The sequence below is a fragment of the Pseudomonas sp. NFX1 genome (genome assembly GCF_051123555.1).
GTDB classification, from domain to species: Bacteria; Pseudomonadota; Gammaproteobacteria; order Pseudomonadales; family Pseudomonadaceae; genus Aquipseudomonas; species Aquipseudomonas capeferrum.
The window spans coordinates 1,608,967-1,627,349 of sequence record NZ_CP169366.1; the positions used below are offsets into that span (position 1 = coordinate 1,608,967).

General features: G+C 63.6%; 20 protein-coding genes. 6 read left to right on the top strand and 14 right to left on the bottom strand.

Going from position 1 to position 18,383, the window contains the following annotated elements; translation table 11 throughout:
• Positions 1 to 31 precede the first annotated feature (31 nt).
• Positions 32 to 913: a Dyp-type peroxidase gene (locus tag DJ563_RS06930; protein WP_434519119.1), complete on the bottom strand. Its 882-nt coding sequence runs from the start codon at positions 911 to 913 to the stop codon at positions 32 to 34.
• 196 nt (positions 914 to 1,109) lie between these two features.
• Between DJ563_RS06930 and DJ563_RS06935 the strand changes: the two genes are divergently transcribed.
• Positions 1,110 to 2,009 carry a bile acid:sodium symporter family protein gene (locus tag DJ563_RS06935; protein ID WP_274100125.1) on the top strand — a complete coding sequence of 300 codons (900 nt, stop codon included), beginning with the start codon at positions 1,110 to 1,112 and terminating at the stop codon, positions 2,007 to 2,009.
• 2 nt (positions 2,010 to 2,011) lie between these two features.
• On the opposite strand, the gene DJ563_RS06940 is transcribed toward DJ563_RS06935, so the two are convergent.
• Complete coding sequence (locus DJ563_RS06940; protein WP_186653428.1) at positions 2,012 to 2,479, bottom strand: sterol desaturase family protein; 468 nt, start codon at positions 2,477 to 2,479, stop codon at positions 2,012 to 2,014.
• Positions 2,480 to 2,893: 414 nt separating this feature from the next.
• Here DJ563_RS06940 and DJ563_RS06945 point away from each other — a divergent pair, with 414 nt between their 5' ends.
• Complete coding sequence (locus DJ563_RS06945) at positions 2,894 to 3,607, top strand: MgtC/SapB family protein (RefSeq protein WP_274100126.1); 714 nt, start codon at positions 2,894 to 2,896, stop codon at positions 3,605 to 3,607.
• Positions 3,608 to 3,641: 34 nt separating this feature from the next.
• Positions 3,642 to 4,148 carry a GNAT family N-acetyltransferase gene (locus DJ563_RS06950; protein ID WP_434519120.1) on the top strand — a complete coding sequence of 169 codons (507 nt, stop codon included), beginning with the start codon at positions 3,642 to 3,644 and terminating at the stop codon, positions 4,146 to 4,148.
• A 27-nt stretch (positions 4,149 to 4,175) separates the two neighbouring features.
• On the opposite strand, the gene DJ563_RS06955 is transcribed toward DJ563_RS06950, so the two are convergent.
• The 3 genes from DJ563_RS06955 to DJ563_RS06965 are packed head-to-tail and all read right to left on the bottom strand — an operon-like array spanning position 4,176 to position 6,821.
• Positions 4,176 to 5,744: a sensor domain-containing diguanylate cyclase gene (locus DJ563_RS06955; RefSeq protein ID WP_274100128.1), complete on the bottom strand. Its 1,569-nt coding sequence runs from the start codon at positions 5,742 to 5,744 to the stop codon at positions 4,176 to 4,178.
• A 43-nt stretch (positions 5,745 to 5,787) separates the two neighbouring features.
• Positions 5,788 to 6,582, bottom strand: a complete 795-nt coding sequence (xth, locus tag DJ563_RS06960) for an exodeoxyribonuclease III (RefSeq protein WP_274100129.1) — start codon at positions 6,580 to 6,582, stop codon at positions 5,788 to 5,790.
• On the bottom strand, positions 6,579 to 6,821 hold the full coding sequence (locus DJ563_RS06965) for a hypothetical protein (protein WP_033697960.1): 243 nt from the start codon (positions 6,819 to 6,821) through the stop codon (positions 6,579 to 6,581). Before DJ563_RS06965 ends, xth begins: the two co-directional genes overlap by 4 nt.
• Positions 6,822 to 6,990: 169 nt before the next feature.
• On the opposite strand from DJ563_RS06965, the gene DJ563_RS06970 reads away from it, so the two are divergent.
• Together DJ563_RS06970 and DJ563_RS06975 are read left to right on the top strand one after the other, a co-directional pair.
• Positions 6,991 to 7,491 (top strand): DUF4142 domain-containing protein, encoded by a 501-nt coding sequence (locus tag DJ563_RS06970; RefSeq protein WP_033697962.1) that lies wholly within the window; start codon positions 6,991 to 6,993, stop codon positions 7,489 to 7,491.
• Positions 7,492 to 7,499: 8 nt separating this feature from the next.
• The gene (locus DJ563_RS06975; RefSeq protein ID WP_274100131.1) at positions 7,500 to 7,751 is read left to right on the top strand and encodes a hypothetical protein; all 252 of its coding nucleotides are present in this window, start codon (positions 7,500 to 7,502) and stop codon (positions 7,749 to 7,751) included.
• 37 nt (positions 7,752 to 7,788) lie between these two features.
• On the opposite strand, the gene DJ563_RS06980 is transcribed toward DJ563_RS06975, so the two are convergent.
• From DJ563_RS06980 to codB, 5 genes are all read right to left on the bottom strand, one after another.
• Positions 7,789 to 7,959 (bottom strand): DUF6021 family protein, encoded by a 171-nt coding sequence (locus tag DJ563_RS06980; RefSeq protein WP_434519121.1) that lies wholly within the window; start codon positions 7,957 to 7,959, stop codon positions 7,789 to 7,791.
• A 67-nt stretch (positions 7,960 to 8,026) separates the two neighbouring features.
• A complete protein-coding gene (locus tag DJ563_RS06985) occupies positions 8,027 to 9,019 on the bottom strand; it encodes a DNA-binding protein (RefSeq protein ID WP_434519122.1) in 993 nt (330 codons plus the stop codon).
• A gap of 245 nt (positions 9,020 to 9,264) precedes the next feature.
• A complete protein-coding gene (gene codA / locus DJ563_RS06990) occupies positions 9,265 to 10,506 on the bottom strand; it encodes a cytosine deaminase (protein ID WP_033697965.1) in 1,242 nt (413 codons plus the stop codon).
• Positions 10,507 to 10,510: 4 nt separating this feature from the next.
• The gene (locus DJ563_RS06995) at positions 10,511 to 11,728 is read right to left on the bottom strand and encodes a PucR family transcriptional regulator (protein WP_274100134.1); all 1,218 of its coding nucleotides are present in this window, start codon (positions 11,726 to 11,728) and stop codon (positions 10,511 to 10,513) included.
• On the bottom strand, positions 11,725 to 12,990 hold the full coding sequence (gene codB / locus DJ563_RS07000; RefSeq protein ID WP_274100135.1) for a cytosine permease: 1,266 nt from the start codon (positions 12,988 to 12,990) through the stop codon (positions 11,725 to 11,727). The genes DJ563_RS06995 and codB overlap by 4 nt, the downstream gene beginning before the upstream one ends.
• Positions 12,991 to 13,310: 320 nt before the next feature.
• Between codB and DJ563_RS07005 the strand changes: the two genes are divergently transcribed.
• Positions 13,311 to 14,276 (top strand): endonuclease, encoded by a 966-nt coding sequence (locus DJ563_RS07005; protein ID WP_274099738.1) that lies wholly within the window; start codon positions 13,311 to 13,313, stop codon positions 14,274 to 14,276.
• An 18-nt stretch (positions 14,277 to 14,294) separates the two neighbouring features.
• Here DJ563_RS07005 and DJ563_RS07010 read toward each other — a convergent pair whose 3' ends face one another.
• From DJ563_RS07010 to DJ563_RS07025, 4 genes are all read right to left on the bottom strand, one after another.
• On the bottom strand, positions 14,295 to 15,269 hold the full coding sequence (locus tag DJ563_RS07010; protein ID WP_434519123.1) for a 2-hydroxyacid dehydrogenase: 975 nt from the start codon (positions 15,267 to 15,269) through the stop codon (positions 14,295 to 14,297).
• Positions 15,266 to 16,573: an MFS transporter gene (locus DJ563_RS07015; protein ID WP_434519124.1), complete on the bottom strand. Its 1,308-nt coding sequence runs from the start codon at positions 16,571 to 16,573 to the stop codon at positions 15,266 to 15,268. Before DJ563_RS07015 ends, DJ563_RS07010 begins: the two co-directional genes overlap by 4 nt.
• 63 nt (positions 16,574 to 16,636) lie before the next feature.
• Positions 16,637 to 17,587 (bottom strand): sugar kinase, encoded by a 951-nt coding sequence (locus tag DJ563_RS07020; RefSeq protein WP_434519125.1) that lies wholly within the window; start codon positions 17,585 to 17,587, stop codon positions 16,637 to 16,639.
• Positions 17,580 to 18,353, bottom strand: coding sequence for an AP endonuclease (locus tag DJ563_RS07025; protein WP_434519126.1), 774 nt, complete (start codon positions 18,351 to 18,353; stop codon positions 17,580 to 17,582). The genes DJ563_RS07020 and DJ563_RS07025 overlap by 8 nt, the downstream gene beginning before the upstream one ends.
• Between the last annotated feature and the right edge of the window lie 30 nt (positions 18,354 to 18,383).

Sequence of the window (18,383 nt, forward strand, 5' to 3'; positions counted from 1 at the left end):
GCGAGTGATTCTGTATCTGGATGTTTAGCGATCAGGCCTGCAGCAGCAGGCGCAGGTCCAGGCCGGTATCACCCAGGGGTGGGCACCAGTAATAGCCGCCGGTCAGTGGCCGGCTGAAACGGTAGAGGCCATCGATGATGCCGTCTTCCAGGCCGCTCATGCGCCGCAGTTGCACTTCGAAGGCATCGAAACTGTGGCCCAGGGCAACGAAGGCAAGGCCTGCGCCTCGCGCGTCGGCCCAGGCGACCGAACGACGGACCATGAACGCTTCAGGTTCGAAGCTTTCCTGGGCGGTACGCTTGACGTGTGCGGATGCCGGGGCGTCGTCGAGTTCTTCGTTGTCGGCCAGGCGGCGGCCGATGATGTTGTCTTGGTCTGCCTGGGGCAGCGACTTGAAGTACGTCAGGTCATGCTTCCACAACTGGAACGCGGCAAAGCTGGAACCACTGAGGCCGGGCTGGCCAGCGTCGACGATGGCCGCTTGCACTGCCTCTTCGTCCACCGGGTTTTCGGTGCCGTCTTCATAGCCGGTCAGGTCGTGCCCGCCCCGGTGCAGGAAGCCGTCGATGCAGTCTGCCAGGTGCAGTGCCGGTGCCAGCGCCTGCTCCAGGGCCTGGGCGCGCAGCAGCAAGTCACCCCGCTCGTTACCGCGCAGCCACAGCCACAGGGCGTGCTGGGTGCTTGGGTTCTCGACCGCAGCATCCAGCTGCGGGAAGGCCCGCAAGCCCGGGACTTCGCGGCCCAGGGCCTTGGCCAGGGGTGCGCCGACGCCCAGGATCAGCTGTTCGCCATCGACCTGCGGCAGCAAGGCGTCGAGTGCAGCGGGCAACGCTTCGGGGGAGTGCAGCGTGAAGAACAGGTGGCGGGCATGGGCCGGCACCGGCGTGGCAAGCAGACCTTGCTGAAACGGCATGACAGGCTAATCCTTGGTAAAAGCGCGCATGCTACTGCGCCGGCACGCCCTTCGCAACGCGGCATGCAGACGCTGCAGGCGACCAGTTCGGTAACAAAAGGTTACCAAGAGATGGCGCTTTGCAATTAGCTATCAATACAGCGCGGCCTACACTCCTCGGAATCCTTCGTACGACGCCTTGATCCGAGAGCCCTCCATGACTGCCTCGCCCCTGCTTACCGCCTTCCTGCCCTTGGCATTGGGCATCATCATGCTCGGCCTTGGGCTGTCACTGACCCTGGCCGATTTTGCCAGGGTGGTGAAATACCCCAAACCGGTCGTAATTGGCCTGGCCTGCCAGATTCTGTTGTTGCCACTGGTGTGCTTCCTGATCGCCAACGGCTTTGGCCTGGAGTCTGCCCTGGCGGTGGGGCTGATGCTGCTGGCCGCCTCGCCGGGCGGCACCACGGCCAACCTGTTCAGCCATCTGGCCCACGGTGATGTGGCGTTGAACATCACCCTGACGGCGGTCAACTCGTTGATCGCGATCCTCACCATGCCGCTGCTGGTAAACCTGTCGCTAGGCTGGTTCATGGCGTCGGACCAGGCCATCCCCTTGCAGTTCGCCAAGGTTATGCAGGTGTTCGCGATTGTGCTGCTGCCGGTGGCGTTGGGCATGTTGATCCGCCGTTTTGCACCGGGCTTCGCTGTACGCATGGAAAAGCCCATGAAGCTGGTGGCGGCGCTGTTTCTGGCGTTCACCATCGTGCTGGCCTTGGCCAAGGATTGGCAGACCGTGCTGGCGTACGCCCCGGTAGTCGGCCTGGCTGCCCTGCTGTTCAACCTGCTGAGCCTGTCGGTGGGCTACTGGGTGCCCCGGCTGCTGAACATTCCCAAGCGCCAGGCCATCGCCATCGGTATGGAAATCGGCATCCACAACGGCACCCTGGCGATCGCCTTGGCGTTGAGCCCTTCGCTGCTGAACAACCCGACCATGGCAGTGCCGGCGGCGCTTTACAGCCTGATCATGTTCTTTACCGCAGCCGGCTTTGGCTGGTGGGTAAGCCGTGGGCACGGCGCAACCGCAGCAGAGGCCAAGGGCGAACCGGTCAACTGAGCTCAGGGCCGGTCGCGACGGCTGTGCAATTGGCGCTTCAGCACCTTGAGCGGGGGTGCGTAGAAGAAGCCGAACGACACAGTGCCCTTGCGGCCCTTGATCGCATGGTGCAGACGATGAGCGCGATGCAGCCGCTTGAGGTAGCGATTGACCGGCCGCGGTTTCTGCGGCCAGTGGCGATGGAACACGCCATCGTGGGCCAGCACATACAGCACGCCGTACCCTGCCACTCCCCCGCCCACCCATTGCAGCGGTGCATACCCGCCTTTGCCCAGCGCCACCAGCCCGGCGGCGATCAGCCCAAGCGCCACCAGGTAGAGGTCGTTGGTCTCGAGCATGCCCAGGTGCGGCTCGTGGTGCGAGCGATGCAGCCACCAGCCCCAGCCATGCATGATGTACTTGTGAGCCAGCGTGCCAACGCCCTCCATGGCCACCAGTGTGCCGAACAGCACGGCGAGATTGAACAGCATGTAAGGGCCCGGGCAGTATCAAGGGAAGGCGCAAGGGTAACGACTGCCGGCTTTTTTTTCCATGAAGCCGTGACAGGCTGTAGGCACTTTCCGGATGAAGCCGTTGTCATGTTTTTGCCCTTGACCTCGTCTACCTCGCGGCGTAAGGTCCGCGACGCAATTTCGCATCCCTGAACAGGAGTCCTGCATTGGACAGTAGCCCCAGTCGCTTGCGACAGGCCCACTTGGCGAGCTAGTCCGGCAGTGTCCTGCCACTGTCTCGCCGTCATGGTGTGATGGTGGTTTTCTCCAGCCTCCCTGGCTGAAGCCTTCCTCTTTCCCTACCCTTCGTGGCCCTGCGCATTTTCTGGTTATTCAACCACGCCAACACGTGATGGCGTTCATGCGGGCCTGTGCCCGTGGAAGAGGTTTGCTATGGATTGGAAAGTCTTTCTGCTGCGCGTCAGCGTCGCCCTGCTGCTGGGCGCACTCATCGGCGCCGAGCGTCAACTGCGTCAACGCCTGACCGGCCTGCGCACCAATGCACTGGTCAGTATCGGTGCCTGTCTGTTCGTGCTGATGACCCAGGCAGTGCCGGGCATGGCCGCCAACGATGCCTCGCGCGTTGCAGCCTACGTGGTGTCGGGCATCGGCTTTCTCGGCGGCGGCGTGATCATGCGCGACGGCTTCAACGTGCGCGGCCTGAACACCGCCGCCACCCTCTGGTGCACGGCCGCCGTTGGCGTACTGTGCAGCCTTGGCCTGCTGCTGGAGGCCACCCTGGGCAGCCTGGCGGTGTTGTGCGCCAATATCCTGCTGCGTGATATCGCCCAGCGCCTGGACCGCCAGGACATCGTGCCGGCCACTGAAGTGGAACAACGCTTCGAGGTGCGCGTGGTGTGCCGCGCCGAGGACGAAATCCAGGTGCGCAGCCTGATGCTGCACAGCCTGGGCGACCCTGAGCTGCGGCTGCAGTCGCTGCACAGTGAGGACCTGCCCAACCCGGCGCGTCTTGAAGTACGCGCCGAGCTGCTGGGCAACCCGCAGGCGCCGGCGCAACTGGAGCGGCTGGTCAGCCGGGTAAGCCTGGAAAAGGGTGTAAGCTCGGTGCGCTGGCAGCTGCAGCCGCAGGTGGCGGCGGCAGACTGACGCCCACCCACCCGACGGCTTGCAGGACCGACTTGTGCTTATACGCCCTACCCTCACCCGTGACATCCCCAGGCTTGCCGAGGTCGAGCGGTCAGCCGCTCAGGCTTTCGCCAGCCTGCCGGCGCTGGCCTGGCTGGCTGCAGGTGATGTGCTGGACATCACCACCCATCAGGCCTGCGTCGACGCCGGTGCAAGCTGGCTGGCCGAGGCTGACACCGGGCAGATTCTGGGTTTTGCGTGCGCAGGGTATGAGCAACAGGCATTGCACATTCATGAGATCTCCGTGCGACGGGAGGCACAAGGGCAAGGTATCGGGCGCAAGCTGCTCGATCAGCTGGTCGCAGTGGCCCGCGCATCAGGCGCCCGGGAACTGACCTTGACCACCTTTGCCGACGTGCCCTGGAATGCGCCGTTCTACAGGCGCTATGGCTTTGAAACCCTTGACGAAGGCCTGTTGTGCGCGCGGCTGCGGCAGATTCTGGCCAGCGAAGCTGCCCACGGGCTCAAGGGCCGCTGCGCGATGCGCCTGCGTATCGACTGAGCTGCGCACCCTTGCTGTCTTGTCGGTTCAGGGGTCTACACCTGCCGCCACGCTATCCGCCAGGCAGTAACGGTCCCGGCCCTGCCGCTTGGCCTGATACAACGCCCCGTCCGCCGCCGCCATCAGGCGTTCGGCGGTGATCGTGTCGCGGGCCAGGTCGCCGATCGCAATCCCAGCGCTGAACGACACGCGCCCCAATGGGCTGCCGCCATGCTCGATCACATGCCGGCGCAGCAGCTGCTGCAGCGCCTGAACGACCAATTCGGCGCCCGGCCCATCAGTGTCGGGCATCAGCAGCGTGAACTCCTCGCCGCCGTAGCGCACCGCCAAGTCCGCCGGGCGCCTCAATGCCTGTTGCAGCAGCTCGGCGAAACGCTGCAGGCACTCATCCCCGGCAAGGTGTCCATAACGGTCGTTGTAAGCCTTGAAGTAGTCCAGGTCGAGCATCACCAGCGCCACCGAGTGCCCCTGCCGGCGGGCCCGCCGTAGCTCCGGTGCGAGCACCGCATCCAGCCGCCGACGATTGCCAAGCCCGGTCAGGCTGTCGGTCAGCGCCAGTGAGCGCAAGGTCTGGTGCGCCTGGTGCAGCGCGCGCTCGATGACAATGCGCTCGCGCAGTTGGCGCAAGACCACCCCGCCAAATGCCGCCAACCCCACCAACAACAGCAGCAAGGCAGCCACCGACTTGATCGCATCGTGCCGCCACGGTGCCACGATGGACTCCCGGGAAAGCCCGGCTTCGACTACCAGCGGGTAACTCGATAAGGCACGGTAGGCATACAGCCGTGGCGTGCCATCCACTACCGCCACCGCCTCAGCCACCCCTTCACTGGCATAAGGCAAGTGGTTGCGAAAAATCTCGCTGTTGGCCAGTGTCCGCCCCACCATTCTGGACACGAACGGCCGGCGAACCAGAATAGTGCCGTCGCGCTTGGCCAGTACCAGCGCGCCACGCTCATCGATTTTGAAATCGCCGTAGTAGCGCACGAACCAGTCCACCTTGATGGTGCCCAGCAATACCCCGGCAAAACGCCCATCGCCATACTCCAGGCGCCGGGAGATGGGGATGATCAGGTCGCCCGTGGAGCGGCTGCGCACCACCGAGCCGATGCGTACCTGGTGGTCGGCATGGGTGCGGTGATAAACGAAATAGTCGCGGTCGGCATTGTTGGCATTGGGCGGTATGGCCGCCTGGTCGGTGACCAGCCAGTTGCCATCGGGGCCATACACGAACAGCCCATGCAACTGCGGCATCAGCGCCTTTTGCTGGGCCAGCAAGGCATGCAGCCGCGGGCGGTCCATATGCTCGAAGCCGTCACCTTCCAGGCGCTCGGCCAAGGATGCGGTCACTACATCCACCTGGCGTATGGCGTCTTCGGCATGTTGGGCCGTGGCGCGGGCGAGGTTGGTCACCATGTTCTCGGCGTTGCTGAAGGCATGGCGGTAGTCGCGCCAGATGCGCCAGCCCTCCACCACCACGAAAGCCAACATCACCACCACCATGAACGCCAGGACCAGGCGGAACAGCCCCACGGCCCGGCCCTCGCTGGTTACCGCGAGGTGCCCTTCATCATCCTGTTGCCTGGCTGCGCACATTCTATTCCCTTGCGATCCCGCGTTCGCCGCTTATGACTATAGTTCAGCGCCGCTTGCGTGACGCCAGTTCGATCCACACCGGGGCATGGTCGCTGGCCTTGGGTTCGTTGCGCACCCAGGCATCCACCCCGGCGGCCTTGAGGTAAGGCGCAAGTTCCGGGTTGAGCAGCAGATGGTCGATACGCAACCCGGCATTACGCTGCCAGTGGTTACGGAAGTAGTCCCAGAAGGTATAGACCCGCTCGTGCGGGTGCAAATGGCGTAGCGCATCGGTCCAGCCCTGGCTTAGCAAGCGCTGGTAGCAGTCTCGGGACTCAGGCTGCAGCAGCGCGTCCTTGAGCCAGGAGCGCGGGTTATAGATGTCGAAATCGGTGGGCACGACGTTGAAGTCTCCCGCCAGCAACACCGGGTGCTCACTCGCGCGCAAGCGGGCCGCATGTTCGATCAGGCATTCGAACCAGCGCAGTTTGTAGTCGAACTTGGGCCCGGGTTGCGGGTTGCCGTTGGGCAGGTAAAGGCAGCCGATGACCAGCCCTTGCACGGCGGCCTCCAGGTAGCGGCTCTGCTCATCCGCCTCCATGCCTGGGAGGCCGCGGCGCACTTCCAGCGGCTCGCTGCCACGGGCGAGAATGGCAACGCCGTTCCACGAAGGCTGCCCCTGATACAAACAGCCGTAACCCACGGCTTCGAGCGCGTCGCGTGGGAACTGCTGATCGGGCGCTTTCAGCTCCTGCAGGCAGGCGATGTCAGGTTTTTCCCGCTCCAGCCAGGCAATCAAAGCCGGTAGCCGACTGCGAATACCGTTGATATTGAAGGTGGCGATCTTCAGCGCTTTCATGCGTCCGGGTCTTCCACATGCGCCCGCACCGCATCTGCGAGCGCGTTGATGTGCGCCTGGTCGGCCATGGCCTTGAGCTGCAGCCAGTCATCCCAGTCGATGGCGCCATCGTCGCGCAGGGCTTCGGCCGTGCGCACCAGCTCATGATGGTAGGCGTCCGGCGACTCGCGCCGGTAACTGACATCGTCATACTGGGCGTACCAGGCCTCAAGCTCGGGGATGCTGCGGTCAATGCTCATGTGCGTGGCTCCTCGCTGCCTGCTTTGAATGTGTGAGCCCTGCCCTTGCCCAACGTTCAACCTTGCTGGCGAGGTGAGTGCCAGTCGGGAAAAACTTTAAACCTTTAGCGTCTGCACATGCTCAACCGTACGCGACACTGAAGTCGCGCCAACGGTTAAGGAGTGAAGCATGAGCAGTCTGTTCATCAAGCGCGTGGGGCTATCCATGGCGCTGGGCCTGGCGTCGGTGCATGCAATGGCAGCGAGTTCCGATGATTTCGTCGACGCGGCGACCGAAGCGGGCATCGCCGAAGTGGTGACGGGCAACCTGGCCAAGGAGAAAAGCCAGAATGCCGACATCAAAGCGTTCGCCCAGCAGATGGTCACCGACCATACCCAGGCCAACCAGAAACTCGGCGACATTGCCCGCAAGCTGGACATTTCGGTGCCCGATGAGGCGGCACTGACCGACAAGGTCAAGAAGATGATCCTGGAATGGCGTGAAGAATCCTTCGACAAGTCCTACATCAACAACCAGGTCGATGCCCATGAAAAGGCCGTCGAACTGTTCAAGAAAGAAGCCGCATCGTCCGACAAGGCTGAGCTGAAGGCATTCGCCAGCGACACACTGCCTAAACTCGAACAGCACCTGGAGCATGCCAAGGCGCTTCAGGCCAAACACGGCAAGTGAGGCCACACATGACTAATGATGCATTGCGCGCTGAAGTGTTGACCCGTCTGCTGCACGCCCACCCTGAGGGGCTGGGCAAGGAAGTGCTGGACAACTACCGGGGTGAAAAAGTGGTAGCCGGCATGCTCAAGACGCTTCAGGACGACGGATTGATTCACGACGGCAGCGTGGCTGTCGATGGCAACCACCAAGTCAGCCTGCACTACCCGATCAAGCTGTCCGCATCGGGCGTGGAAGCCGCCAAGCAAACGCAAGGCTAACCACGGTGAATGCGGGGCCGCTCGGCGGCCCCGTAGCTCACTGGTCTTTCTCGACGTCCCGGGGCGCGATGGCCGGGCCTTGCGGGTCTACCTGGGGGTCTTCCAGGTTTGGCGAGTCGGGGTCAAAACCCAAGTCTTCCTTTTTATCCGCGTGATCAGACGAGTGAGGCCCCTTCTGCGGGGTTTGCTTTGGTCCTGGCGTATGCATGGCACTGTCTCCTGTGAAGGTCTACGGAAGAAAGCACCCGCCCGAGGAAGTTTGATTTATCTAAGGCTTATTTGGCTTGGGTGTGTTCGCTCAATTGCGTGTGGCAGGCCTTCAGCGCCTCATCGCGCTCCAGTAGCTCAGCTTCCAGATGCTGCACCTGGCGCACCTGTTCGGCGTGCAGTTCGCGCTTGGCGTCAAGCAACTGCGTTTGCACGTCCAGTTGCCGGCGCATCTCCTCACTGGCGCCTTGGGCCTGGGCCAGGATCGTGCGCAAGCCCTGGATCTGCGCGTCACGCTGCTCCAGCAGTTCGTCACGCGCCTTGCGGTCGCTGGTGGCCTGCCGGTGTTCGCCCAGCAAGCGCTCGTTATCGCGGTGCAGCCTGGTCAGTTCATCCTGCTTGATGATCATGCCCTGCTGCAGTTGGCGCATTTCTACTTGCAGTTGCTGCAGCTGCGCCTCGTGGCGGCGTTGCTCCTGCTCGCGCTGCTCGCGGCTGGCGCTGCGGTAATGCTCCAGCGCATCGCGGGCGTGGCGATGCTTGTCTTCCAGTGAGCGCACCTGCTCTTCCTTGTCGCCCAGGCGCACCTGCAACTCGCCCAATGCCTGGTTGAGGCTGGCGCTGCGCAGTTGTTCTGCCTGCAAAGTGCTCTGGGTCGAAAGCAGCTTTTCCGACTCGGCGGCCAGTGCGGCGGCCTGTATCTGCTGTTGCTGGTGAGCCGCAGCCAGGGCCTGCTGGGCCAGCTGCAACTGCCCTTCAAGCTGCTCGCGCTGTTGGGTGAAAACAGCTTCGGCCTCTTCGATGCGCGCGTCCGCTTCTTCCTGCAGTTGGCTGGCCAACTGCCCGACAAAGCGCCCAAGCGTCTCGCTCAACCCTGCGGGCCCTGCCGTGGCCACGGCCTGCTGCTCGTTGAGCTCTTTCAGGTAGCGGTGAATGGTGCTTTTCGAGCCCGTATTCCCCAGTTCGATGCGTACTGCATCGATGCTCGGGTTCTCGCCACGGGCGATCAGGGCCTGACGCGCCTGCTGCACTACCACCTTGTTGATACCGCCCCGGGCCATGCTTGCTCCTACGATTTTGTACCATGGTACGTAACATGTAATTACGTACTAATTTTGACCGAGCGGTGACATCATTTCAAGTACTAAATCACATGGAATAATCACGGCTTATCGCATGTGAGGCGCTGGAAATGACAATTTCGAGTGGGAAACGCGTACGGCAACAGTCGAGTAGCGTCTCGCAGAATGCAAAACGCCCCGCCAGGCAAAAGCCTGCGGGGCGTTCGATTGAACCTGTAGCGGGGTCAGGCCAGGCGTTCGACCTGCGAAGGCGTACGCCGCATCAACACCTTGCCATTGCGCACCGACACCAGCGCGTACCCTTGGCTGCGGACCATCTCGTAATCATCCGGCGCCGACAGCAACAGCAGGTTCGCTGGCCGCCCGACCTCGATGCCATAGCGGTCCCCCAGGTTTAGCGTACGTGCACTGTTGTCGGTGATCAGGTCCAGGCAGCGCTGCAAGTCTTCATAGCCGAGCATGTGGCAGATGTGCAGCCCGGCCTCGAGGATGCGCAGGATGTTGCCATTGCCCAGCGGGTACCACGGGTCGACGATGGAGTCCTGGCCAAAACACACGTTCATGCCCGCGCGGTCGATTTCCGCCACCCGCGTTACCCCGCGTCGCTTGGGGTAGCTGTCGAAGCGCCCTTGCAGGTGAATACTCTCGGTCGGGCACGACACAAAGTTGATGCCCGACATCTTGAGCAAACGGAACAGCTTGTAGCAGTAGGCGTTGTCGTAAGAGCCCATCGCCACGGTGTGGCTGGCGGTGACCCGGGCGCCCATGCCCCGCACGCGGGCTTCCTCGGCCAGCACTTCAAGGAAGCGCGACTGCGGGTCGTCGGTTTCGTCGCAGTGCACATCCACCAGGCACCCGGTGCGCTCGGCCAGGTCCATCAGGAACTTGACCGACGAAACGCCCTGGTCGCGGGTGTTCTCGAAATGCGGAATACCGCCGACCACATCGGCGCCGATGGCGACTGCTTCGGTCATCAGCGCCCGGCCGTTGGCGTACGACTCGATGCCCTCCTGGGGGAAGGCGACGATTTGCAGGTCGACCAGGTGGCGCACCTCTTCACGCACCTCGACCATGGCCTTGAGCGCAGTGAGCTTGGGGTCGGTGACATCGACATGGGTGCGTACGTGCTGAATGCCGTGGTCGACCAGCATGCCGATGGTCTTGGTGGCGCGGGTCTTGATGTCTTCGTGGGTGGTGATTTCCTTGCGTTCGGCCCAGCGCTCGATGCCTTCGAACAAGGTGCCGCTCATGTTCCACTTCGGCTGGCCGGCAGTGAGGGTGGCGTCGAGGTGGATGTGCGGCTCGACGAAGGGGGCTACCACCAGGTTCTGCCCGGCATCCAGGTCATCGCTGGCCCCCGGTGCCACCGTACCACTCTGGGGCTGGATGCTGGCAATGCGGTCGCCGTTCAGTTCGATGCGAAACAGGCCAGCCTTGCCTCGCAGGCGTGCGTTGATGATGTTCATGGCGTTACTCCTTGCCTTGGGCTTCGGTCATGCGCCAAACCAGCATGGCCACCGAAGCGTTCATACGAAAAAGCGGATCGTCCAGGGACTGGCCACTCAGTTGTTCGATGCGTTGAATGCGTTGGTTGATGGTATTACGGTGCAGCCCCAGGCGCTGGGCGGCCTTCAGCCCATTGCCATTCTCCTTGAGCAGGGCGTCGAGGGTATGCACCAGGGTATTGGGATGCTTGCGGCCCGGTGCTATCAACGGGCCGAGTGTCTGGCCGACGAAATCGTCGATCAGCGAGCGATCGACGATGCCCTGCAGCAGGCGCAGTACACCCAGTTCGCTGAAGTCGCAAAAGCCGTTGGCCGGGCGCAGGTTTTGCGCCACCTCCAGGGCTTGACGCGCCTCGTTGAGTGCATGGCGGTAGTGGGCGCACTCCTCGGCACGGCTCGACAGGCCCATGTACAAGCCCAACTCCCCGGCCACAGCGACCAATTGCCGGTGCAGCGCGGCCAGCGTGGCTGGCAGGCCGGCAGCGTCCGGCAGCAACAGCACGAACAGGTCACCCGGCAAGTGCGCGGTCACGGTGCCCGGCCTGCCACGGCACCACGCTTCCAACTGGTCTTCCAGGGCCTGGCGAACGCCTTGCCACACCCGCTCACCCTGGGCCAGCCCATGGCGCTCGAACAAGCCATCGACGCCCGACAAGCGCAGCGCCAGCAGGCGCCGCGGCTCGTCAAGCGCCAGTGCCAGGTGGGCCGCGCGTTGCCGGGCGATCGCCAGGCTTGGATAGTCACCGGTCAACAGCTGGCCCAAGATATCGTTGCGCGAACGCCGCACCTGGGTCATCTGTACCAGCGCCGTCCCGATCAGGTGGGTGACCACCACCATCTTCAGCGCATAAGGCTGCTCGATCAACGGCAAGCCCAGTTGCTCGGCACGCGTGAGCACGTTGGCCGGGATACCCTGGATGTACGTACCACCGGTAAGGATAACCAGGCCCGCGATGCCCACGGCCTCGCCGTCCTCCACCAGGCTGAGCAGGTTGGCCTCGCCACGCGGGTGGTTGATGCCCGTAACGAACACCAGCTCGCCGCCCATCACCCACTCGGCGATGCCTTCGTTCTCGGCTACATAAGGCCAGCGCACCCGCCGCTGCAGGTTGCGCGCGCCAGCGCGCACGGTCATCTCCTGCAGGCCGGGCAGGTGCAGAATTTCATCCAGCGCCAGACTCACGGCTCGACACCCGCCTCGCCTACCACCCGGCGCCGCCCGCTCAGTTCAAGCATGACGATGTAACACAGCGCCGAAGCAGCGATGCCCACCAGCGGCGCGACCCAGGGCGAGGCATACGCCAATACCGCACCTACGGCATAAGCAAAAAGCCCCACCCGGTTGTAACGCGGCAGGGCCGTTGCGCCCAGCGCCGGATACTGGCCGCGGTGGCGGTACCAGAAGTCGGCCATGATTACACCGCCCACCGGCGGAATCACCGAGCCCAGCAGCACCAGGAACGGGATCAGCATTTCGTACATGCCGCCGATGGCCAGCATGATCCCCACCCCGGCCGCGACCAGTGTCGCGGTGCGCCGGCGCTCGCTGCGCAGCAGGTGGCAGGCCGCTGCCGACACGTTGTAGAGGGTCGGGCCCTGAATCGTCCACAGGTTCAGGCACAACATCACCACGGCCGCGAATGACAGGCCTTGCAGCATCATCACCTCGACGATGTCGGCCTGCTGATACACCATCGCGCACCAGGCCCCGGCGACCACCATCAGGCCATTGCCCAGCAGAAACGCAACGATGCTGGCCACCACCGCCACACGCCCGCTGCGCGCCAGGCGCGTCCAGTTGGTGGCTTGGGTGGCGCCACTGGCGAAGGTGCCGAACACCATGGTCACGGCCGCCGAAAAAGTCATGGTTTCGTGCGGTACCACCGCGGCCAGGCCGGCAAACCCACCGGCATCGCGGGTGGCGATGTACATCGACACCAGCAGCAGCGCGAACATCAATGGCACCGAAACCCGTGATAGCACGTCCAGCCCTTTGAAACCGATGATGGCCGTGACACTGAAGCCCAAGCCGAACAGCACCATCAAGGGCACGGCAAAGCCCCCTGCCAGTCCCAACAGCTTGACCAGCACGATTGCCACCGTGGCCGTGCCCCAGGCGTACCAGCCGAGCTCTGCGAAACCCAGCAGAAAATCCGAAAGCCGGCTGCCCGCCTCACCAAAGCAGAAGCGGCCCATCAGCACGGTGTTGAGGCCGCTGCGTGACGCGATGAACGCCAGGGTGGCGGCATACAAAGCCAATAACGTGTTGCCGACCGTGGCCACCCACAGCATGTCGGCAAAGTTGAAGGCCATGCCCAGCTTGCCACCGGCGAACATCGTACCGGTAAAGAATGTGAAGCTGAACAACACCATGGCAATGGGCAACAGGCCCTTGCGGGAAGCGCGCGGGGCTTCGCAAAGCGGGAATTCGGTAGGTGAGCTCATTGCACGGGGCTCCGGGTGGTAGTTGGAGCAGGTAGAGCAATATGCGGGCCGCTTTCACAGCAGGTGGCAACCCTCGAAATGGGTGGCGAACGGCACAGCATAAGATGTGCACTGTGCCTATTAAAGCAGGGTGCATCCGAACAGGGTGTGTGCTTGATGCCTTGATTTGATGCAGCTACGCACCAAAGGTGAACAATACTGGGTAGTTTTTACCCAGCCGGGCGGCGTTGCCCAGGCGGCTTCATGCAGCCCAGTAAAATCAGTTACTTAGGCTTTTTTTGATTACAATGCGTGCCCGTCTCTGAAATCTGCTTTCCCCCATGAAAAAACTGCTCTACGCCGTATCCCTGCTCCTCGCCGTCAACCTCCCCGCCTTCGCCAACCCGCCTTCGACCTTTACCGAAGCCAAGGTCGTCGCCAAACAGAAGATCTACCTGGACCAGGCAAGCAGCGCCATGGGCGACCTGTATTGCGGTTGCAAATGGACCTGGGTGGGCAAGTCGGGTGGGCGCATCGACGCCGCCTCCTGCGGATACGAGACCCGCAAGCAGCAAAACCGCGCCGAGCGTACCGAGTGGGAACACATCGTGCCCGCCTATACCTTCGGTAATCAGCGCCAGTGCTGGAAGAACGGCGGTCGCGAGCATTGTGTCGATGACGACCCGGTCTTCCGCGCCATGGAAGCCGACCTGTTCAACCTCTACCCGGCCGTGGGGGAGGTCAACGGTGACCGCAGCAACTTCAACTACGGCATGGTTGCCGGCAACGCCGGCCAATATGGCCAGTGCCCGACCAAGGTCGATTTCGTGCAGCGCGCCGCCGAACCCCGCGACGAGGTCAAAGGCCTGGTTGCCCGCACCACGTTCTACATGTTCGACCGCTACAAGCTGAGCATGTCGCGCCAGCAGCAACAACTGCTGATGGCCTGGGACAAGCAGCACCCCGTCTCGGCCTGGGAGCAGGAGCGCAACCGGCGCATCGCCGCCATCATGGGGCACGCCAACCCGTTCGTGACCGGCGAGCGCAAGTGGACAGCCAACTACAAGCCCGTTGGCAGCGGCGTTGTGCAAGCCCTGCCGGCCAAGCCCGCCAAGGACGCGGCCAAGCCCAGCCTGGCCAGCAGCGCAGCAACCGGCGCAGTGCTCGGCAACCGCAACAGCCATATCTATCACCTGGCCAATGGTTGCCCGGGTTACGCCCAGGTGGCCTCGAAGAACCAGGTGATGTTCGGCTCCGAAGGCGAGGCGCAGGCTGCGGGCTACCGCAAGGCTGGCAACTGCCGGTAACGGCCGCGCCCTGTCGGGTCAGCGCCTGGGCGTTTCGTTCACCAGGTTCGCCGGGCGTTCACCGGCCAGCGCGCTGAGCAGGTTGTCTACGGCGCAGCGCGCCATGGCCTCGCGGGTATCATGCGTCGCCGAGCCGATATGCGGGGTCGCCACCACGTTGTCCAGTTGCAATAGGGGCGAATCGCTCGGCAAGGGTTCCTGAACGAACACGTCCAGGCCCGCGCCACGGATACGCTTTTCACGCAAGGCCGCGATCAGCGCGGCTTCGTCCACCACCCGCCCCCGTGCAATGTTCACCAGAAACGCCTGCGGCTTCATCAGTGCCAGCTCGCGGGTGCCGATCAGGCCCTCGGTGCTGGCACACAGCGGTACGGTCAGGCACACGAAATCCGAATGTTGCAACAGATCGTCCAGGCTGCAATGGCGCGCGTCGTAAAGCGCCTCCACCTCTGGCTTGGGGCGTGGGCTGTGGTAGAGCACGCGCATCCCGAAGCCGGCCGCGCCGCGCCGCGCCAGCGCTTGGCCAATACGCCCCATACCGACGATACCCAAGGTCTTGCCATGCACATCGCTACCAAAATGCGCCGGCCCGAGGCTGGCCTGCCACTGGCCGTCACGCACCCAGCCCGCCAGTTCCACCACCCGACGCGCACTGGCCAGGATCAAGGCAAAGCCAGTATCGGCGGTGGTTTCGGTGAGTACGTCTGGGGTGTTGGTCAGCATGATGCCGCGTCGGGTCAGGTCGGCAATGTCGTAATTGTCGACCCCCACCGACACACTGGCGATCACCTTCAATTGCGGGGCCAGGTCGAGCAGGCTGCTGTCCAGCCGCAGGCTCGCGCCCAGCAGCCCCTGAGCGCCAGGCAAGGCATCACGCAGGCGGGCCAGGCCGTCCGGCCGCGTGGTATCCACCCAGGTCACTTCAACCTGTTGTTGCAGGCGCGCCATGAGGTCGTCGGACAGGCGTTTGTACAGCACGATTCGCTTTTTCATACCAAGGTTTCCTGTTGGCTCATTGCCAGGTGGGAGCCGCCGCGCTTGGCACGGCCAGGCGTTTGGGTTGTTTTCAGCGCTGCCGTGAGCGCGACGGCGGTCAGCAACGCGCCGCACATGAACAGGTAAGAGGCGCCCGGCCCGCCGGTGGCGCCATTGAGGTAACCCACCAGCCAAGAGCCGCTGAAGGAACCCAGCGCGCCCATGCTGTTGATCAGCGCCATGGCGCCACCGGCAACGTTGCTGGGGAGGATTTCCGGAACAATGGCGAAGAACGGGCCATAGGGCGCGTACATGCAGGCCCCGGCGATCACCAGCAGTGCGTAAGACCACCAGAAGTGCTCGCTGCCCAAGGCATAAGAGCCATAGAAGGCCAGCGCCGCGATCAGCAAGGGTGGCCAGACGAAACGCTTGCGCTTCTGCAAGCGGTCCGAAGCCCAGGACACCCCGACCATGGCCAGCACCGCTGCCAGATACGGCACCGACGACAGCCAGCCCGCCTGCACGATGTCGACGTTCGCCGCCTGCTTCAGAATCGAGGGCAGCCAGAGCACGAAGCCATAAACCCCGATGCTCCAGCAGAAGTACTGCATCGACAGGATGATCACCTGCGGCGAACGGAACGCCTCGCGGTAGTTTTTCACAGGCTTTATGCCCTGCTGTTCCGCTGCCAGGGCTTGCTCCAGGCTGGCCTTTTCCTGCGCGCTCAACCAGTTGACCTGGGCTGGCCGGTCATCCACCAGGCGCCACCAGAAGAACGCCCAGATCACCGCCGGCAGGCCTTCGATGATGAACATCCAACGCCAGTCGTAGTGTTTGATGAGGTAGCCCGACACCACCGACATCCACAGGATGGTCACCGGGTTGCCGAGCATCAGGAAGGTGTTGGCCCGCGAGCGTTCGGCGCGGGTGAACCAGTGGCAGAGGTACACCAGCATCGCCGGCATTACCGCGGCTTCCACCACCCCGAGCAGGAAGCGGATGCCGATCAGCATGTACACATTGCTGATCATGCCCGTCAGGGTAGCCAGGCCGCCCCAGAGGATCAGGCTGACGAAGATCAGCTTCTTCACGCTGCGTTTTTCGGCGTAGATGGCGCCGGGTACCTGGAAGAAGAAGTAACCGAGGAAGAACAGCGCCCCCAGCAGCGACGACAGCACCGGGGTGATCTTCAGGTCGTCGGCCATGCCGGAAGCGGCGGCGAACCCATAGTTTGCGCGGTCGAGGTACGCCAGGCTGTAGGTGACGAACACGATCGGGATGATGTACCACCAGCGGCGGCGCGCGAGACTTGTCGTTTGCATGATGTGTGCTCCTGAGCTTTTTGTTTTTGTTGCAACAGGTACCAAGGGTTCGGGATCAGGCCGTCAAGCGCGCCTGCGCAGGTCGTGCTCCTCCAGTTCGCGGCGCAGCGGCAAGCCTTCCATATCACCGCGCGACTGCACGGAGCGGCTGCCACACCAGTTGCCGCGCGCCACCGCCTGCGGCAGTTCGCGGCCTTCGAGCAAGGCACTGAGTACACCGACGGCAAAGGCGTCACCGGCGCCGACGGTGTCCACCACCTTGGCCACCGGCACCGCAGCCACCTGGCCCTCGCATTTGCCGGTGCGAAAATAGGCGCCCTCATCACCCAGCTTGATCACCACCAGCTCCACCCCTTTGTCGAGGTAGAACGCGGCGATGTCCGCCGGGGTGTGCTGGCCAGTCAGCAGGCGCCCCTCCTCCAGGCCGGGCAGCACCCAGTCGGCCTTGACGGCCAGGGCGTTGATCTCGCGGACCATGCACGTGCGGTCTGGCCACAGCGAGGGGCGCAGGTTGGGGTCGAACGAAATGCTGCGCCCGGCCGCGCGCATGGCGTCCACCAGCGCGTGGGACAACGCCCTGCACCCGGTCGAAAGCGCCAAGGGGATGCCGGTGGCGTGCAGATGCCGGGCCTGCAGCCAATGCGGGCGGACCTGGTTCGGCGATAGCAGGCTGGCAGCGGAGTGGCCGCGGAAGTACTCAACGGCAGGGTCGCTGCCATCCTCGCAGCGGGCCTTGAGCTGAAAGCCGGTGGGGTGTTTGCAGTCGACTTCGACATCAGTGCAGTCCAGCCCTTCGCGGCGCAGGCTGTCGAGAACGAAGCGGCCCAGCGAGTCGTCGCCAACGCGGCTCAGCCAGCGGACCTTGAAGCCGAGGCGCGACAGGCCGATGGCCACGTTGCTGTCGGCACCGGCGATACGCTTGCCGAACTGCCCGACCTGCGCCAGGTCGCCGGTCTGCTCGGCCACGAACATGGCCATGGTCTCGCCAAAGCACAGCACGTCATGCTCATGCATGGCTCACCTCCTCGCCCAGTGCGGACAGGGCGGCAACCTGAGCACGGGTCAACGCCAGCAGATCGTCGCTGACCAAGGGGTATTCCACCGCACGCACCACACCGGGTGTGAACTCGCCCAGCAAGGCCTCCCAGGCCAGCAGGTCTTGAACTTGCGGGGGCACTGCGGCCAGCCGGCCGTCAGGCTTACGTATGACCGCCTTGCAGTGCACATAACGCACCCAGCGCCCAAGCGTGCGGGCCGCTTGCTGCGCCGATTGCGCTTGCCATTGCCAGTTACCGATGTCGAAGGTCATGCCCAGCGCCAGGCCAAGGTCGTCGGCGCGCTGGAAGAACCGGCGCATCGGCTCGATGCGCCCGCCCTGCTCGGTCTGGTCGTTTTCGACCAACAACACAGGGCCGTCGTGAGGTAACAGCGTTGCCAACGCCCCCACATCGCAGCGGTCGTTGTAGTGCCCCAGGGACACCTTCAACGCCACCGCGCCGAGTGCGCGCGCCAACGCCAGTTTCTGTGTCAGCCGGGCATCGGGCAGGCCTTGCTCGGTCCACAGTTCAAGGGGTGTCGAGTAAAGGCATTCGAGCTTTGACGCGGCGATGGCGTTGGCCAGCGCGGCGGCGTCCGGCGCACTGTCGAACAGCTCTTCGCGCAATTCGACACGGGCAACGCCTGCGGCGGCCAGCAAGCCCAGAAAGTGCGCCTGGCCGCGCTGGCGTACCAAGGTGGCGCCGTAGCTGGACAGACTGATGGAAACGGGGTTCGAGCGCATTGTTATTGTCCTTATGAAACCGGTTTCATT

What these genes read in the sequence shown, in the direction of transcription:
- DJ563_RS06930 (WP_434519119.1), bottom strand. Translation starts at nt 913, where the DNA reads ATGCCGTTTCAGCAAGGTCTGCTTGCCACGCCGGTGCCGGCCCATGCC.
- DJ563_RS06935 (WP_274100125.1), top strand. Translation starts at nt 1,110, where the DNA reads ATGACTGCCTCGCCCCTGCTTACCGCCTTCCTGCCCTTGGCATTGGGC.
- DJ563_RS06940 (WP_186653428.1), bottom strand. Translation starts at nt 2,479, where the DNA reads ATGCTGTTCAATCTCGCCGTGCTGTTCGGCACACTGGTGGCCATGGAG.
- DJ563_RS06945 (WP_274100126.1), top strand. Translation starts at nt 2,894, where the DNA reads ATGGATTGGAAAGTCTTTCTGCTGCGCGTCAGCGTCGCCCTGCTGCTG.
- DJ563_RS06955 (WP_274100128.1), bottom strand. Translation starts at nt 5,744, where the DNA reads ATGTGCGCAGCCAGGCAACAGGATGATGAAGGGCACCTCGCGGTAACC.
- xth (WP_274100129.1), bottom strand. Translation starts at nt 6,582, where the DNA reads ATGAAAGCGCTGAAGATCGCCACCTTCAATATCAACGGTATTCGCAGT.
- DJ563_RS06965 (WP_033697960.1), bottom strand. Translation starts at nt 6,821, where the DNA reads ATGAGCATTGACCGCAGCATCCCCGAGCTTGAGGCCTGGTACGCCCAG.
- DJ563_RS06970 (WP_033697962.1), top strand. Translation starts at nt 6,991, where the DNA reads ATGAGCAGTCTGTTCATCAAGCGCGTGGGGCTATCCATGGCGCTGGGC.
- DJ563_RS06975 (WP_274100131.1), top strand. Translation starts at nt 7,500, where the DNA reads ATGACTAATGATGCATTGCGCGCTGAAGTGTTGACCCGTCTGCTGCAC.
- DJ563_RS06980 (WP_434519121.1), bottom strand. Translation starts at nt 7,959, where the DNA reads ATGCATACGCCAGGACCAAAGCAAACCCCGCAGAAGGGGCCTCACTCG.
- DJ563_RS06985 (WP_434519122.1), bottom strand. Translation starts at nt 9,019, where the DNA reads ATGGCCCGGGGCGGTATCAACAAGGTGGTAGTGCAGCAGGCGCGTCAG.
- codA (WP_033697965.1), bottom strand. Translation starts at nt 10,506, where the DNA reads ATGAACATCATCAACGCACGCCTGCGAGGCAAGGCTGGCCTGTTTCGC.
- codB (WP_274100135.1), bottom strand. Translation starts at nt 12,990, where the DNA reads ATGAGCTCACCTACCGAATTCCCGCTTTGCGAAGCCCCGCGCGCTTCC.
- DJ563_RS07005 (WP_274099738.1), top strand. Translation starts at nt 13,311, where the DNA reads ATGAAAAAACTGCTCTACGCCGTATCCCTGCTCCTCGCCGTCAACCTC.
- DJ563_RS07010 (WP_434519123.1), bottom strand. Translation starts at nt 15,269, where the DNA reads ATGAAAAAGCGAATCGTGCTGTACAAACGCCTGTCCGACGACCTCATG.
- DJ563_RS07015 (WP_434519124.1), bottom strand. Translation starts at nt 16,573, where the DNA reads ATGCAAACGACAAGTCTCGCGCGCCGCCGCTGGTGGTACATCATCCCG.
- DJ563_RS07020 (WP_434519125.1), bottom strand. Translation starts at nt 17,587, where the DNA reads ATGCATGAGCATGACGTGCTGTGCTTTGGCGAGACCATGGCCATGTTC.
- DJ563_RS07025 (WP_434519126.1), bottom strand. Translation starts at nt 18,353, where the DNA reads ATGCGCTCGAACCCCGTTTCCATCAGTCTGTCCAGCTACGGCGCCACC.